The sequence below is a fragment of the Ruegeria sp. K5 genome, from assembly GCF_056531805.1.
Map to the genome: position 1 here is coordinate 297681 of NZ_JBQFML010000001.1, position 16469 is coordinate 314149.

Consider the following 16469-nt stretch of genomic DNA (forward strand, 5'->3'; position numbering starts at 1 on the left):
TTCACGCGCCCGGCGCATAGGTATTTGCGCAAGACAAAACGACAGGAGGGCCAGATGGCCGAAATCAAGGATCCCGAAAACACCATCATCATCGAGCTGAAAGACGGCAATGTCGTGATCGAGCTGCTGCCCGATGTGGCCCCGCAGCACAGCGCGCGGATGAAGGAACTGGCCCGTGGGGGCGAGTATGACAACGTGGCCTTCCACCGTGTGATCGACGGCTTCATGGCGCAAACCGGCGACGTGCAGCATGGTGACATGGAAGACGGGTTCAACCTGCGCATGGCTGGCACCGGTGGATCGTCGCTGCCGAACGTTCCGGCGGAATTCTCGAAACTGCCGCATGATCGCGGGACGCTGGGCGCGGCGCGCTCGCAGAACCCAGACTCGGCCAACTCGCAATTCTTTATCAACTTCAAGGACAACCACTTCCTGAACGGTCAATACACCGTTTATGGCCGCGTCATCGAAGGTATGGAGCATGTGGACGCCATCACTCGTGGCGAGCCGCCTGCAAGCCCCGATCGCATGATCAGCGTGAAAGTGGCCGCAGATGCGTAAGCTGGCCGCCGCTTTTGCCCTGCTGGCCAGCCCGGCGCTGGCCACGGGGCTTCAGATCGAGGTCGAAGGAGAAGGGGCCAACGGCACCATCACCATCGACCTGTTCGAAGATCTGGCGCCCCAGCATGTCGAACAGATCACCGCCCTGGCCAGCGAAGGCCAATATGACGGTGTCGTGTTCCACCGCGTGATCGACGGATTCATGGCCCAGACCGGGGATGTTCAGTACGGCGACCAGTCGGACGCGTCCTTTGATATGCGCTATGCCGGTCGTGGCGGCTCGGACCGTCCTGATCTGCCTGCCGAGTTTTCGGACCGCACCTTTGATCGCGGTATCGTTGGCATGGCGCGGTCAAACGATCCGGACAGCGCGAACTCGCAGTTTTTCATCATGTTCGATCCGGGCCCGTTTCTGGATGGTCAGTACACCGTCGTCGGTCAGGTCACCGAAGGGATGGAGGTGGTCGACGCGATCAAACGCGGCCACTCTCAGACCGGGGCGGTCACAGGCCAGCCTGACGTCATGAAAACCGTCACGGTCACCGAATAAACCTGTACTCCGGCGCGGATGACTGCGCCGGGGTACCCGTATCGGATCAGTTCACCTTTTCCGAAGTGCGCGGCGGGGTCGGCAGAACCACCTGCCGGATCCGCGCCAGCATCCCGTATTCATTCACATGCCGCTGATAGGCCCGGTACGACGGTGCCTGAGACAAGCACCGTTCCTCATGCCAGGCGCGCAGGAAATAGATGACGTTGATGCCCAACAGCGCCACGCAATTGGCCACTCCGGTCCAGAAATCCACCGCGATGAACGGGATCGATACCATCCACCAGCTGAGGTTCTTGCTGATATAGGCGGGGTGTTTGGTGATGTTATAGGGGAAATCGCAGGCCAGACCGCGATAGGTGAGGTTCGAAAACCGCAGCCCCATTCGTGCTGAGGCCAGAGTATAGATGAACAGGCAGAACAGGATCGTACAGCCCCAGATCGTATAAATGACCGGGTAATCCCACAGCCACGCGCCCCAGGCGAACCCGTCCTGCACATAATTGAAGTACTCGCGCGACAGCACCTGCCAGAAGGGCGAATAACACAGCACGCAGACCAGCCAGCCGCTGACGGTCGTTTCTGTCCACCGGATATGGGACATCAACAGCCGCGTGGCCGTGGCGTATCCGATCACCACGATGGTCAGGTCAAGGAAGAAGGAAAACCGGTAGAGGTATTCATAGACCTCGGGAAAGGTTGTGGCCTCCCATAGCGATCGCGACTGAAAAAAGCTCCAGTCATAGACCAGATAGCAGAACATTAGCGGCAGAAAGAAGCCTTTGACCAACAGGCCCAGCATGTACACCTTGAGACCGCGCGCGTGCAGCGACTCTTGCCCAAGCGTCAGGACAACCCGGCCCAGATGCCACATCCCGTCGCGGGGATGGCGCATCATGAAATGGACGGAAGTGACGACGCTTAGAACGACGGTCAGGATCAGCCACCAATAGTCGGCAAGCAGGGAAAAGAAGGGCCAGTACCAGTCGCCGTGGTACAGGTCGGCGGACCAATAGACCAAGGCCAGTAGTGCGGCGCTGGTTGCCAATCCCACCAGCTTGATCTGGTAGGCCCGAATATAGGCGGGGTCACGGAAATTCTGCCGTTTGTAGACCAGCCCGCTGCCGGGCATCCGGTGCAGCTTGCAAATGGCGAATTCAGCCGCAGCCATCAGCCCAAAGATCGTCAGGGTAAACAAAACCGTTTGATCCCGGTCAGACACACCCGGCATGTCCGGCCAGAGGTAATGCAGGATCGGAATGCCCAGCATCGCAATCCATCCGGGCGTCACCGGAATAGCCGAGGCAGGGCGTTTGAAACCGGTTCCAGAGGTCATGAAAAATCTCTCATACACATAAGGCGGAGTTTTCGCCGCTTTTGGACGAAATTCAACCAGCCAGTTCCGGGTACAAGAAATCTGCGCAGACCTGTGTCTTGCCGCAGGTCAACCGGCGCGACCCTTTTGGCCGCGCCGTAAAGGGGTTTAGTCGTCGGACGCCATTGCCTTCCAGATCAGGGCGCCAATGGCTCCGCCGATCAGTGGCGCGACCCAGAACAACCAAAGCTGTGCAAGGGCAGGGCCATCGGCAAACAGGGCAACCCCGGTCGACCGCGCCGGGTTGACCGACGTGTTGGTCACCGGGATCGAGATCAGGTGGATCAGGGTCAGGCCCAGACCAATGGCGATGGGCGCAAAGCCAGCAGGCGCTTTGTCGGACGTCGCGCCGAGGATGATCAGCAGGAAGAACGCGGTCATCACGATCTCGATCACCAGCGCAGACATCATCGAATAACCTTCCGGCGACGCCTCGCCATACCCGTTCGAGGCGAATCCGCCCACACCCTCAAACCCGGGCGCGCCGCTGACAATCACATAAAGAACAACGGCTGCAACAATGGCCCCGGCGACCTGAGCGATCCAATAGGGGATCAGATCCTTGGCGTCGAACCGCCCGCCGATCATCAGGCCAAGGCTGACAGCCGGGTTGAAATGCCCGCCCGAGATCGGACCGACCGCATAGGCCATGGTCAGAACCGTCAGGCCAAAGGCAAAGGACACGCCCAGCCAGCCGATCCCGACATCGGCAACACCCGCCGCCAGAACCGCACTGCCGCAACCGCCCAGCACCAGCCAGAATGTGCCGATAAACTCGGCCATCAATTTGGATGACATGGAAACTCCTCCGTTAAACCAATGGTTTTTAGTCTAATTCAGGAAATGCCATTTGTTAATTTTTTTGAGAAAGGGGAGTTTTTCCCGGCTTTCGTCAAACGCGGCAGGTTTGGCTAATTCCAGCTGACCGGGTCCAGATGAAACAGTTGAGACAGTTGGTCGTAGACGTCTGGATTGCTGGATTTCAGCGCCCGCGGTCGTTCGAAGAAAACCTCGACCGAGACGGCAAAGAACTCTTCATGACCTTCGGCACCGTATGGGTCGATGACAGTGGGGTGTCCGGTTTCGACGGCGCAGACATGGGCGTCATAGGCGGATACAAAGACCCGTTCCCAGTCGGCATAGCTTTGTCCTCGGCTCAGAACCGGCACGCCATCCGTGCCGCCTGACAGGTCGTCAATCTGATGCGCGAATTCGTGAAAGACGACGTTATGCCCGTCATGGTCGTTCAACGCGCCTTGCTGGCTGTGCGCCCAGGACAGGATAACCGGCCCCCGGTTCCAGCTTTCCCCGGTGCGCACGATCTCTTTCTCGGTCACCACATAGCCGCTGCGCCGTTGTTGGCGGGATTTGAAGGCGTTCGGGTAGATCAGAATGGTGGTCAGGTTGTCGAACCACATATCGGTGTTCACGACCAGCAGGCAGGCCTGAGCGGAAATCGACAACCGCATATCTTCGGTCACTTCCAGCCCGTCACAGCCATAGAAGCTGACCTGGTTCTGAAACAGGTTCATCTTGCCTTCAAGCTTGGCGCGCAGCTCGGACGGCAGGCGTTGGACAATTGGCACCATCGTCTCAATCGTCTGGCGCTGAGACGCAGTCAGCGGCGTTGCCAGCAACTGCGCGCGCGCCTGTCTGCGCGACCACAGGTAGTAGGCAACGACAGCAGCGATCAGGGCAACAACGCTTAGAAACATGAACATGGCCCGAGCCTAAGCCAGTTCCCGCCTGACGGGAAACGCAAAACGGCCCGTCGCAGGCCCAAAAGAAAAACGCCGCAGGAAGGTCCCGCGGCGTTTTCGAATTCTATTCGGCGAATGGCTTACTGCTTGACTTCCGCCGCAGGGTTGCCGCCGGATTTCGCGCTGCGACCCGGGTTCAGCGGATCGTCCTGACGCTGGACCGAGCCTTCGAAATGCGCGCCGCTTTCGATGGCGATGGTCTTGTGGATGATGTCGCCTTCAACCCGCGCGGTCGAGGTCAGGCGGACCTTCAGGCCACGCACGCGGCCCACGATACGGCCATTGACCACAACGTCGTCGGCGGTGACTTCACCCTTGATGGTGGCGGTTTCACCGATGGTCAGAAGATGCGCGCGGATGTCGCCTTCGACGGTGCCTTCAACCTGAATGTCGCCGGTTGTCTTGATGTTACCGGTGATGTGCAGGTCCGAGGACAGAACCGACGCGGGCGGCTTGGGCTTGGGCGTGGTGCTGGCCTTGGGCTCGGATGGTGCAGGGGCCGCCGGAGTCGCCGGAGCAGCAGGTTTCGCCGCCTCAGAATCCTTGGATGCGGGCTCGTTGATTTTGCTCTTAGAAAACATTTCTCGCAGCCTTGATGTAAGTCATTGGGTTCACGGGTTTTCCGTTCACGCGCACCTCATAGTGCAAATGCGTGCCGGTGGACCGTCCGGTGCTACCCATATCAGCAATATGATCCCCGCGCGAGACCCTTTGGCCAACCTTTACGTTGATCTTGGTGTTATGAGCGTAAAGTGTCTCAATCCCGAAGGCATGCTTGATCTTCACAAGGCGGCCAAACCCGGATTGCCAGCCTGCGTGGGTGACCACTCCATCAGCGGTTGCAAAGATGTCGGTGCCCTGAGGCCCGGCAAAATCAACGCCATTATGCATCCGCCGACCGCCGCTTTTGGGATCGCGGCGGGTGCCGAAGCCGCTGGTGAAACGCACGGCGGAATGCACCGGATTGGCAAAGGGCGCTTTTTCCGCAGCCAGACGGTACAGGTTCAGTTGATCCATCTGTTGCAGCAGTTTGTTGGCCCGGATTTCGTCAGCCGTCAGCTCTTCTTCAGTGCCGCGGCTGCTGAAGGATAAAGGGGTCAGCGGACCGCCCATACCGCTATATCCGCGCCGGACCTCTTCGATGATACGATCTGTGGGCATGCCTGCCTGACGGAACATTTTGTCCAGCGGCTCGACCGAGATTACCATGGCCTCTTCCAACTGGCGGAAGATCTCGTCGCTACGTTCCTGCATCAGCTGGATTTCCAGCTCCAGCTCGTCGCGCTGATCCAGGGCATCCTGCGCATCGGTGGCGATCTGATCGCGTTCCTCCGCTGTGCGCGCCAGTGCCTCGGTCATGAATTCCATCTGCGCGGGGTTGGCGACCGCCGCCATATACATGTCTGAACCGTCAGCACCCTGTTGCAGGTTGGCCAGCTCGGTCCGAACCTCTTCGCGCTGTTTCATGGTCGCGCGCAGGGTGGTCTGGATGACTTCGATCCCGGTTTCCAACTCGCGCCTGCGGTTTTCCGAGGCCAGCAATTCGGACTGCATGGCCGAGATCTGTTCGAGCGCCGCATTGAACCGTTCATGTGCGGCCAGTGCTTCCTGCGCGCGAGAATCGCGTTCTGTGGACAGAATGTTCAGACGTTCCTGATAAGTCGCCTGATCGCGTTTTGCCTGCTCGCGGAAATTGCCGGATCCGATGCTGTCCATCAGCAGGATCGCGGTGGCAACCGTCGTCCAGCCCACCATCACGGCCACACCGGCAACAGCAGCTACCTGCGTTTCCGAGCTAAGCCGGATGAACCGCGTGTCTTGATCAGATTTCAGAAAAACCCGGCGTTCCGGGAAGCGGCGTTCAAGCCACGAGTGAAACTTAATTGCCAGACGTGTTCGCACGCGTCTTACCTCTCATCCCCAAGATCGGGACCGGTCGTGGTGCAGTAGCCGTCCCTTGGGGCGATTGCATAAACGGGTCGTGGCCATGCGGCAAGTTTGTTGACCAATTTGCCACAAACCTCGCAATTTTACCCCACGTGATCGGCGGGATTTTGCCGAAATTAACCGGCAAGGATCACTTTTAGACAGCGCCCGGCAAGGGCAGGTCTTCGGTCAGCGGCCAGTAGAAATCGGGCGGCAACCCGGCCTCGGCGCGTTTTTCCTCGTTAAAGGGCGGTTTCAATGCGCCGTGGAAGTAGCGTCGGACCAGCTGGTGGAACACGTCCTTGGGGTCGGCATTCTCGCGCCCGCAGAGGAAGTGAAACCATTTCGAGCCATAGGCGACATGGCCCACCTCTTCGGCATAGATCACCTCTAACGCCGCGATGGCCTGTTCGGCTTTGGCCTTGCGGAAGATGTCGATCATGCCCGGCGTCACGTCCAGCCCGCGCGCTTCAAGCACCATGGGCACTACGGCCAGACGCCCCATCAGGTCCTCGGCGGTGTCTTCGGCAGCGCGCCACATGCCTGCATGGGCGGGCAGGGCGCCGTAATGGCTGCCCATCTGTTCCAGACAATCACAAACCATCTCGAAATGGCGCGACTCTTCTTCGGCGCATTTGACCCAATCGTCGTAAAAGCCGATGGGCATGGGAACATGGCCAAAGCGCGCGATGATGTCCCAATGGAGGTCGACGGCGTTCAGCTCGATATGGGCAACCGCATGCAACAGGGCGATCCGCCCGGCCTCGGTCCCCGGTTTGCGCTTTGGAACCTCGCGGGGCGACAGCAATTCGGGTTTGTCGGGGCGTGAGGGTTGCAGCGGTGGCGTTGCGGTGCCGATCTCAATCGGCTCGCCCTCACCCTTGCGGGCGGCAAACCAGGCGGCGGCATGGCGTTCGGACAGGGCGGTTTTCGCCCGCCCGTCCGCTGTGGTCAGAACCTCGGTGGCCATCTGGGTCAGTGTTTTGGGCACGGGTGCGCTCCGCCTGTTGATTGCAAGGCTGCGACATAAACCGGATGGCCGCCGGGGTCGAGGGACTTACATCGCCTTAACGGCCTCCAACACGGCCTCGACATGGCCGGGCACTTTGACCTTGCGCCAGATCTGCGCGATGCGACCTTCGCCGTCGATGATGAAGGTAGACCGTTCGATCCCCATCGATTTGCGCCCATACATGTTCTTCTCGACCCAGACGCCATAATCCTCGCACACGGTCGAGTTCTCGTCGGACAGTAGCGGTGTGGTCAGGCCGTGTTTGGCGACGAACTTGCCATGCTTGGCCACGCTGTCGCGCGAGATGCCAAAAACTTGAGCGCCTGCATCCGCAAAGGCCTGTAGTTGTTCCGAGAAACCGATGGATTCCTTAGTGCAGCCCGGCGTATCATCCCGAGGATAGAAGAACAGAACGACGGTACTGCCGCGCAGGTCCGAAAGGCTCACCTCGCCACCGCCGTCGCGCGGCAGGGTGAAATCGGGGGCCATGTCTGAAATGTCGGGCATTGGAAACTCCGCTAAAGGTTTTTAAAGGCTGCCCGAGATCATAGGGCGATACCAGCGGGTTAAAAGGCGTGAACAGCAAATTGGCGCAGCAGGAACAGCAAGGGGGCGATCCGCCGGAACGCACCCCACGCCGCCGCTCGCGCCGACGGACGGCAGGCCTTTGGGCGATGCGGGGCACCATTCTGCTTGTGGTGCTGGCAGTGGTGGTCGGGTTCATGATGATCGGCCAACGTATGCACGCCCCGGCATGGGTGCGCGACCGGGTCGAGGCGCGGCTGGAACAGACCTTGGGCGGTCTGCAAATCCGGTTCGGGGATGTCAGCTTTATCATCCACGAAGGATGGCGACCCCGCCTGCGCCTGACCGATGTCAGCATCAGCGATGCGGCGGGCCAGCAGATCGCACAGGTGTCGGATATGCGGGCCAGCCTGGCCATGCGCCCGTTGCTGCGCGGCAACGTGCGCCCCAAACGCATCATGCTGAGCGGCGCCCAGATCGCACTGACCCGAGGGATGGATGGCGCGCTGACACTGACGGTAGGAACCGACAGCTCTCCTGTGCAGGAAGCACCAAACCTGGCGCAGTTGATCGAATCCTCGGACCAGGTGTTCCTGTCGCCCATGTTATCGGCGCTGACCTCGGTGCAGCTGGACGCGATCACACTGGATTACCGCGATCTGCGGCTGGGGCGGTCCTGGGTGCTGGATGGTGGCCACATCCAACTGACCCGGAACGACAATGAGATGCGGCTGGCGACGGGCTTCTCGGTTCTGTCGGGGCGCGATTATGTCAGCGGGATCGAGGCGAACTATACCAGCGTTCTGGGCACACCCGAGGCGCGGTTCGGCGTTTCAATCACCGATCTGCCGGCCGAAGATGTCTATGGCCAAAGCCCGGCGTTGGCGTGGTTGCAGGTGCTTCGCACGCCAATCTCCGGCGCGCTGCGCGGCAGTATTGACGGCGAAGGCGCGGTTGGGCCGCTGTTTGCCACGCTCAACCTTGGGGCCGGGGCAGTACAACCCAACCCCGAGACACGGCCCGTTCCCTTCGACTCGGCCCGCACCTATTTCACCTACAACCCCGTCGGGCATCAGATTGATTTTAACGAAGTTTCAGTAGTGTCCGCCTGGGGCTCGGTCCAGGCGGAAGGGAAGGCGTTTCTGCAAGGGGTGGAAAACGGCACCCTCGACAGCCTCGACGCGCAGTTGCGCCTGACCGGCATCGACGCCAACCCGGCAGACCTGTTCCCCGAGGCGCTGAAGCTGCGGCAGGCCGATCTGGATTTCAAGATGACCTTCGCGCCGTTTCATCTGCGTCTTGGTCAGATGACCATCGAAGATGGGGATCACCGGGTGCGCGCATCCGGTGATCTTGTGGGCCTGCCTGACGGGTGGTCGGTCGATCTGGACGCGCATCTGGATCGCATTACCTCGGATGAGGTGCTAAGCTACTGGCCCGAACGTCTGGCCCCCAAGCCGCGGGAGTGGGTGACAAAGAACCTGTATCAGGGCCTGCTGTCGGACATGGATTTTGCGCTGCGTCTGCGGCCCGGGTCCAAGCCGGATCTCTATCTGGATTTCGGGTTCGAGGATGCAACGATCCGCTTTGTCAAAACCCTGCCGCCCATCGAAAACGCGCAAGGGCAAGCCAGCCTGATAGATCGCCGCTTCACCGCGACGGCGCAGCGCGGGATTGTGATCGCGGATGCGGGCGGTGAGGTGGATGCCTCTGGGACGTCCTTTATCATTCCGGATACAAGCATCAAGAAATCCTCGCCGGCGATTGCACGGATCAAGGCGTTGGGCAGTGTCACGGCAGCATTGTCCTTGCTGGACCGGCCGCCGTTGTCATTGCTCAGCAAGGCCGGGCTGCCGGTTGATCTGGCGGATGGGACCGTCGCGCTGGCGGGTACTTTGTCACTGCCGATGAAGAAAGAGCTTCAGTTTCAGGACACGCAGTTCCACTTTGACGGCGATCTGGGGAATCTCAGCAGCGACAGGCTTGTCCCCGGATTTTCCGTCAGCGCCGATCTGCTGGATCTAAGCGGAGATCAGACCGGAGTTGAGATCGCTGGTCAGGGCAATTTCGGCGACGTTCCGATTCAGGCCGCGTGGCGCCAGCCGATCGACGGAAAAACCGCGCAGCGCAGCGAGCTGACGGGCCAGATCGAACTGTCCCCCCGACTGATGCAAGAGATCAACGCGGCCCTGCCGGACGGTATGCTGACCGGGCAGGGCACGGCGGACATCAGTCTGGGTATCGGTGCAGGCGAGCCGCCCAAGCTGTTGGCGACATCGGATCTGTCCGGGGTCGTGCTTGCCATCCCCGAACTGGGTTGGCGCAAAGGCGCGAACAGCACCGGTACTTTGATTGCCGACGTCACGTTGGGCGACCAGCTGAGCGTCGACTCCCTGCGTGTAGATGCGGCGGGATTGCGTACCAATGCCTCAATCTCGTTCCGCGAAGACGGTGAATTTGACCGCGTCCGCTTTAGCTCGTTCGATCTGGGCAATTGGCTGGCCGTTCCGGCGGAACTGATCAGCCGGGGCGGGGCGGTGCCGGATATTCGCGTTCTGGGCGGTGTCATGAATATGGGCGATGCAACCTTTGGCGAGGGCGGAGGTTCGGGCGGTGGCGGTCCGGGGCCAAAGCTGGATGTAACGCTGGATCGGCTGCAAGTGACCGAGACCGTGGCGCTGACCGGTTTCAAGGGGAACTTCCAGACCACAGGCGGTGTCACCGGCGGTTTCACGGCTGCCGTCAATGGCGGGGCCGCTGTGCGAGGGCAGGTGACACCGCGCAGCAACCGCAGTGCGGTCAGCCTGACGTCAAAGGACGCGGGGGCGGTGCTGCGATCAGCCGGGGTGCTGACGCAGGCGCGCGGCGGCGATCTTGACTTGCAGCTTGAGCCGGTGGCGGCCCCCGGCAGTTATGATGTGATCGTCAAGATCGTGAACACTCGCATTACCGACGCGCCCGCCATGGCGGCCCTGTTGAACGCCATCAGCCTTGTTGGCCTGCTGGATGAGATGGCGGGGCAGGGCATCTTCTTTTCGTCCATCGACAGCCGCATGCGGCTGACACCAACGGACATCAAGGTGCTAAGCGGCAGTGCCGTTGGCCCGTCCATGGGCCTGTCGTTTGATGGCACCATCGATACCGTCAACGGTATGCTGGACCTGCGCGGCGCGATCTCTCCGATCTATCTTGTGAATGCAATTGGCAGTGTTCTGACGCGCAAAGGCGAAGGCGTGATCGGCTTTAACTACAGGCTGACCGGACCGCTGAGCGCGCCGAAAGTATCGGTGAACCCGCTGTCAGGGCTGGCACCCTTGTTCTTACGTGACCTGCTGCGCCCACCGGCACCCAGGGTGTCCGACGGGCCAAATTCCCAGCCTCAGAAACCCGATGAGGTGAAACGCACCTATGGATCACCGCCAAGGGACAACTGATCCGGGGATATGGCCGAATCTGTTTTGGCCTTGTATGGCGCGGCCATGAAACTCAGCGATTTTGATTTCCACCTGCCCGAAGACCTGATTGCAACGCGGCCCGCCAATCCGCGATCCTCGGCGCGTCTGCTGGTGGCGCGGGGGGATGCGGTTTCGGACAGCCATGTGTTCGATCTGCCCGACTGGCTGCAACCCGGTGATCGGCTGGTGCTGAACGATACGCGGGTGATCCCGGCAAGACTCAGCGGCAGGCGTCATCGTGACAGCGCACAGGGCCCTGTGTCGGCCGCGATTGAGGCCACCTTGCTGGACCCGCAAGCCGATGGCAGTTGGGCCGCTTTGATCAAGCCGCTGAAAAAGGTCAAACCGGGGGAAGAGATCATCTTCTCGGACGATCTGACCGCAACATTGGACCGCGTGGAAGACGGGCAAGCCTATCTGCGGTTCAACCTGACGGGCGAGGATTTCGACACCGCGCTGGAACAGGCCGGTGCAATGCCCTTGCCGCCCTACATCGCCGCCAAACGCCCTGCGGACGAGCAGGACAAGACCGATTACCAAACCATCTGGGCGCGGAATTCAGGCGCGGTTGCCGCCCCGACGGCTTCGCTGCATTTCGACGAACCGCTGATGCAGGCGCTGAAGGAACGCGGTATCGAATTCAGCCATGTGACCCTGCATGTCGGCGCGGGCACTTTCCTGCCTGTGAAGGTCGAAGACGTGACCACCCACAAGATGCATGCCGAATGGGGCAGGGTCAGCGACACCGCCGCCGCCGAGATTCGTGCCACCAAAGCTGCAGGCGGGCGTGTCATCCCCGTGGGCACCACCGCGCTGCGCCTGATTGAAAGCGCCGCGCGGGGTGGTGAGATCCAGGCATGGGAAGGCGAGACCGATATTTTTATCTACCCCGGTTTCCAATTCCACGTCACCGACGCGCTGATGACCAACTTCCACCTGCCAAAATCCACCCTGCTGATGCTGGTATCAGCCCTGATGGGACAGGACCGGATGCGCGAGGTGTATGCCCATGCCATTGCACAGAAATATCGCTTCTTCTCTTACGGTGACTCGTCGCTTTTGATCCCGTGAAAGACGCGTTTCGGGCCGCAAGCGACAGGAAAGTCGTAGACAAGCGCGACCAGAGCGTTTTTTGATCGCACCAACGAATCCAAGTTAAGAACGGCATTTCATCGGAGGCCCCAATGTTTCAGGTCCTGTCCAGCGCGTGGGCGCTGTTGCTCGGAATGGGTCTTTTGATGATCGGCAACGGCCTGCAGGGCACCATCCTGGGCGTTCGTGGCGAGATCGAGGGGTTCTCGACCCTTCAGATGTCCTTTGTGATGTCGGCGTATTTCCTTGGGTTCCTCGGCGGATCGCGCCTGACGCCCGAGATGATCCGCAGGGTCGGGCACGTCCGGGTCTTTGCCGCGCTGGCCTCATTCATCTCGGCCGTGATGATCATGTATCCGATGCTGACCGACCCGATTGCCTGGGTTCTGGGCCGCGTCGTGATCGGGTTCTGTTTCTCGGGTGTGTATGTCACTGCCGAAAGCTGGCTGAACAACGCCGCTAGCAATGAAAACCGTGGTCAGGCCCTGTCGCTGTATATGATCGTGCAGATGACCGGGATCATCAGCGCGCAAGGGCTTGTATTGCTGGGCGATCCGGCGGGCTATGAAACATTCGTCATCGCCTCGATCCTGGTTTCGGTCTCGTTTGCGCCCATTCTGTTGTCGATTTCCCCCACACCGGCCTTCGACACCACCAAACCCATGACTCTGCGCGAGTTGATGGGGAAATCGCCCCTGGGCTGCGTCGGCATGTTCCTGCTGGGCGGTGTATTCTCGGCCCAGTTCGGCATGGCACCAGTCTATGGCGCACGCGCCGGGCTGACATTGGTCGAAATCTCGTCCTTCGTGGCCGCGTTCTATATTGGGGCAGTGGTTCTGCAGTATCCGTTGGGCTGGTTCTCGGACCGGATGGATCGCCGCGTTCTGATCATGCTTGTTTCGGCTGGCGGCGGCATCGGTGCCGTTGTTGGAATGATCTTTGGTCTGGCATTCCCGGTTCTGCTGGGCGCTGCCTTCCTGATCGGCGGCATGTCCAATCCGCTCTATTCACTGCTGATTGCCCACGCTAACGATTTTCTGGAGCATGAGGACATGGCGGCGGCCTCGGGCGGTCTGATCTTCATCAACGGTCTGGGCGCAATTGCTGGTCCGCTGATCACCGGCTGGCTGATGGGTGATGCCATTTTCGGACCGCAGGGCTTCTTCCTGTTTATCGCCGCCCTGTTGTTCATGACCGCAGTCTATGCACTCTACCGGACGACACAGCGCCCGACTGTGCCTGTCGACGAAACCGGCACCATGTCCCCGGTTTATCCCACCGCATCGCCGGTTGCGCTTGAAGTGGCACAAGAGGTGGCCATCGAGGCCGCCGAAGCCGAGCAGGATACGCAGGAAGTCGCTTAAGACACGTAAATATGTCGCTAATGTTGCAATATTTTACTGTTACAATTCTGTAAAACAGCCTTAAATGACGTTACGTCCCTGGGGAGGGCACAAGTTGGAGTTTAGGGCAATGGTAGGGCCTGAAGACGTATTGAGTTATTGGTTAGATGAAGTTGGTCCCAAAGGTTGGTATCTACAGGATGACGCGTTGGACGCGGAAATCCGGGACCGTTTCCAAACAACATGGGAGGCCGCAACCGAAGGGACATTCTCTCTTTGGCTGACCTATCCCAGCGGGGTGTTGGCCTACATCATCCTGACCGACCAGTTTCCACGCAACATGTTCCGAGGCAGCGCAAAAGCCTTTGCAACGGACAAGGCGGCGCTAACCGCCGCCAAATGCGCGGTGGATAAGGGTTGGGATATGAGGATCGATGAACCGGCCCGGCAGTTCTTTTATCTGCCCATGATGCATTCAGAAAACCTGTGCGATCAGGAACGCTGTGTGCGCCTGATGTGCCAGAACCTCAGCAGCAACCCGGGCAATCTGTTACATGCTCGGGCCCATCGTGAGGTGATCCGCAAATTCGGCCGGTTCCCCTATCGGAACGAGGCACTGTCGCGCCACTCGACCGAACATGAGACAGCATATGTCAACATGGGCGGCTACGGCACAACAGTGCGCGAGCTTCAGGCGGCGAGTTAAGTCTCGGGGACGCACCCCCTGATGGCAAGGACCCGGTCGGCGACAACGTCGCCCGAGGTCTGAATGGCTTTTTCGATCAACAGGTCCGGTTGCTCTGCCAGGTCAGAGAACCGGGCCTGAGTTGTTTGCAGCTTGTCCTCGATCGCATTCAGCCGGTTCAACGCCGTCTTAATCCGTCGCGACGTGGCGGTGTCGATGACGCTGCCATCGGTCGGCAGGGCCGCAAGCTCGCTGCGCAAGGCCGCCAGTTCCCCACGGATACCTTGTGCTTCGTCCCGCAGTGGTGTCACAACCTGCAGTGTTTCAGCGAAATCGGTTGTGACATTTTCGACGCTCGAGGCCAGCTTCCATCCCAGAAACAGGCAAAGCGCCACCAGAATCAATGTTGCGTTGAGTAGGGCAAGAAATAGATCTTTCATAGTTTTGGCCATGGTAAGCCTTTCGAATGACTTGTGATTAGGAAAGCGGCGCCACAGTCGGCTGTTCTTTTCTAGCCTTTGGGATGGCGCGGGTATAGGCTGAAAACAGCGCAATCCTGCCACTGTTTACCCTGCGTCGCTTTTGTCGCGGGTAGGGTGTGTTGATGCGTTCTGAAAAATAGTTTAATGGTAAACTAAATTTCATCCGACCTGCGCCGAGAGGGACACATGGCAGCACAATCTTTTGATCTGATCGTAATCGGGGCAGGCCCCGGAGGCTATGTTGCTGCCATCCGCGCGGCGCAGCTGGGGCTGAAAACCGTTGTGGTCGAGCGTGAGCATCTGGGTGGTATCTGCCTGAACTGGGGTTGTATCCCCACCAAGGCGCTGCTGCGCTCGTCCGAAGTGTTCCATCTGATGGAGCGGGCCAAGGATTTCGGCTTGAAAGCGGACAAGATCGGCTATGATCTGGATGCGGTTGTCAAACGGTCGCGCGGTGTTGCAGGGCAGCTTTCCGGCGGCATCGGGCACTTGCTGAAGAAAAACAAAGTGTCCGTGATCATGGGCGAGGCCACGATCCCCGCCAAGGGCAAAGTGACCGTCAAGACAGACAAAGGCACCGAAGAACTGACGGCCAAGAACATCGTGCTGGCCACCGGCGCACGGGCGCGCGAACTGCCGGGGCTCGAGGCTGACGGCGATCTGGTCTGGACCTACAAACACGCGCTGCAACCGCCCCGGATGCCGAAGAAACTGCTGGTCATCGGGTCGGGCGCCATCGGCATCGAATTCGCCAGCTTCTACAATACGCTTGGCGCGGATACCACTGTGGTCGAGGTGATGGACCGAGTCCTGCCTGTCGAGGACGCCGAAATCAGCGCCTTCGCCAAGAAAGCCTTCACCAAGCAAGGCATGACCATCATAGAAAAGGCGATGGTCAAGCAGCTGGACCGCGCCAAGGGCAAGGTCACAGCCCATATCGAGGTCAAAGGTAAGGTCGAGAAACACGATTTCGACACCGTGATCTCTGCCGTTGGTATCGTGGGCAATGTCGAGAACCTGGGGCTAGAGGCTCTGGGCGTCAAAATCGACCGTACCCATGTGGTCACAGACGAATATTGCCGCACGGGGGTCGAGGGTCTCTATGCCATCGGCGACATCGCCGGCGCGCCTTGGCTGGCGCATAAGGCAAGCCACGAGGGCGTCATGGTCGCGGACCTTATCGCGGGCAAACACGCACATCCGGTCAAACCCGAAAGCATCGCAGGCTGCACCTATTGCCAGCCGCAGGTTGCTTCGGTCGGCTACAGCGAAGCCAAGGCCAAAGAACTGGGCTATGACATCAAAGTCGGCCGCTTCCCCTTCATCGGCAACGGCAAGGCCATCGCGTTGGGAGAGCCCGAGGGCCTGATCAAAACCGTATTCGACGCCAAGACCGGAGAACTTCTGGGTGCCCACATGATCGGCGCGGAAGTGACCGAACTGATCCAGGGTTACGTGGTTGGTCGACAGTTGGAAACAACCGAAGAAGATCTGATGAACACCGTCTTCCCGCACCCAACGCTGTCCGAGATGATGCACGAAGCCGTGCTGGATGCCTACGGGCGTGTGATCCATATGTAAGAAAAGGGGGCTCTGCCCCCGCCGCGGCAAGCCGCGACTCCCCCGAGGTATTTTCAAACAGAAGAAGCAGGGGATCCATACTTCTTCTGTTCCCAAATACCTCGGAGCGCGAGGCAGAGCCT

15 protein-coding genes are annotated in these 16469 nt (G+C 59.9%); 7 read left to right on the forward strand and 8 right to left on the reverse strand.

Going from position 1 to position 16469, the window contains the following annotated elements; genetic code table 11:
* Positions 1–54 precede the first annotated feature (54 nt).
* Both ACR0MO_RS01565 and ACR0MO_RS01570 read left to right on the forward strand, forming a co-directional pair.
* Positions 55–561 carry a peptidylprolyl isomerase gene (locus ACR0MO_RS01565; protein WP_170449943.1) on the forward strand — a complete coding sequence of 169 codons (507 nt, stop codon included), beginning with the start codon at positions 55–57 and terminating at the stop codon, positions 559–561.
* Positions 554–1111 (forward strand): peptidylprolyl isomerase, encoded by a 558-nt coding sequence (locus tag ACR0MO_RS01570; protein ID WP_170519324.1) that lies wholly within the window; start codon positions 554–556, stop codon positions 1109–1111. Before ACR0MO_RS01565 ends, ACR0MO_RS01570 begins: the two co-directional genes overlap by 8 nt.
* Before the next feature lie 46 nt (positions 1112–1157).
* On the opposite strand, the gene ACR0MO_RS01575 is transcribed toward ACR0MO_RS01570, so the two are convergent.
* From ACR0MO_RS01575 to ACR0MO_RS01605, 7 genes are all read right to left on the reverse strand, one after another.
* A complete protein-coding gene (locus ACR0MO_RS01575; RefSeq protein ID WP_480889395.1) occupies positions 1158–2447 on the reverse strand; it encodes a hypothetical protein in 1290 nt (429 codons plus the stop codon).
* Between the two features lie 147 nt (positions 2448–2594).
* On the reverse strand, positions 2595–3284 hold the full coding sequence (aqpZ, locus tag ACR0MO_RS01580) for an aquaporin Z (protein WP_170449949.1): 690 nt from the start codon (positions 3282–3284) through the stop codon (positions 2595–2597).
* Between the two features lie 113 nt (positions 3285–3397).
* Positions 3398–4207 carry a M90 family metallopeptidase gene (locus tag ACR0MO_RS01585; protein WP_480889398.1) on the reverse strand — a complete coding sequence of 270 codons (810 nt, stop codon included), beginning with the start codon at positions 4205–4207 and terminating at the stop codon, positions 3398–3400.
* 119 nt (positions 4208–4326) lie between these two features.
* Positions 4327–4827 carry a polymer-forming cytoskeletal protein gene (locus ACR0MO_RS01590; RefSeq protein ID WP_170449953.1) on the reverse strand — a complete coding sequence of 167 codons (501 nt, stop codon included), beginning with the start codon at positions 4825–4827 and terminating at the stop codon, positions 4327–4329.
* Complete coding sequence (locus ACR0MO_RS01595; RefSeq protein ID WP_170449955.1) at positions 4817–6148, reverse strand: DUF5930 domain-containing protein; 1332 nt, start codon at positions 6146–6148, stop codon at positions 4817–4819. Before ACR0MO_RS01595 ends, ACR0MO_RS01590 begins: the two co-directional genes overlap by 11 nt.
* A gap of 181 nt (positions 6149–6329) precedes the next feature.
* Positions 6330–7142, reverse strand: coding sequence for a ferritin-like domain-containing protein (locus ACR0MO_RS01600; protein ID WP_480890870.1), 813 nt, complete (start codon positions 7140–7142; stop codon positions 6330–6332).
* 87 nt (positions 7143–7229) lie between these two features.
* Positions 7230–7691: a peroxiredoxin gene (locus tag ACR0MO_RS01605; protein ID WP_170449958.1), complete on the reverse strand. Its 462-nt coding sequence runs from the start codon at positions 7689–7691 to the stop codon at positions 7230–7232.
* Positions 7692–7759: 68 nt separating this feature from the next.
* Here ACR0MO_RS01605 and ACR0MO_RS01610 point away from each other — a divergent pair, with 68 nt between their 5' ends.
* From ACR0MO_RS01610 to ACR0MO_RS01625, 4 genes are all read left to right on the forward strand, one after another.
* Positions 7760–11143 carry a YhdP family protein gene (locus ACR0MO_RS01610; protein WP_480889400.1) on the forward strand — a complete coding sequence of 1128 codons (3384 nt, stop codon included), beginning with the start codon at positions 7760–7762 and terminating at the stop codon, positions 11141–11143.
* A 45-nt stretch (positions 11144–11188) separates the two neighbouring features.
* Entirely contained in the window at positions 11189–12235 is a 1047-nt protein-coding gene (gene queA / locus ACR0MO_RS01615; protein WP_170453005.1) for a tRNA preQ1(34) S-adenosylmethionine ribosyltransferase-isomerase QueA, read from the forward strand.
* Between the two features lie 113 nt (positions 12236–12348).
* Positions 12349–13620, forward strand: coding sequence for an MFS transporter (locus ACR0MO_RS01620; protein WP_480580743.1), 1272 nt, complete (start codon positions 12349–12351; stop codon positions 13618–13620).
* Between the two features lie 109 nt (positions 13621–13729).
* Positions 13730–14305 (forward strand): DUF924 family protein, encoded by a 576-nt coding sequence (locus ACR0MO_RS01625; protein WP_170449964.1) that lies wholly within the window; start codon positions 13730–13732, stop codon positions 14303–14305.
* Here ACR0MO_RS01625 and ACR0MO_RS01630 read toward each other — a convergent pair.
* Positions 14302–14724 (reverse strand): hypothetical protein, encoded by a 423-nt coding sequence (locus tag ACR0MO_RS01630; RefSeq protein ID WP_480872426.1) that lies wholly within the window; start codon positions 14722–14724, stop codon positions 14302–14304. The genes ACR0MO_RS01625 and ACR0MO_RS01630 overlap by 4 nt on opposite strands.
* 228 nt (positions 14725–14952) lie before the next feature.
* Here ACR0MO_RS01630 and lpdA point away from each other — a divergent pair, with 228 nt between their 5' ends.
* Positions 14953–16347 carry a dihydrolipoyl dehydrogenase gene (lpdA, locus tag ACR0MO_RS01635; RefSeq protein ID WP_480889403.1) on the forward strand — a complete coding sequence of 465 codons (1395 nt, stop codon included), beginning with the start codon at positions 14953–14955 and terminating at the stop codon, positions 16345–16347.
* Positions 16348–16469: the final 122 nt, after the last annotated feature.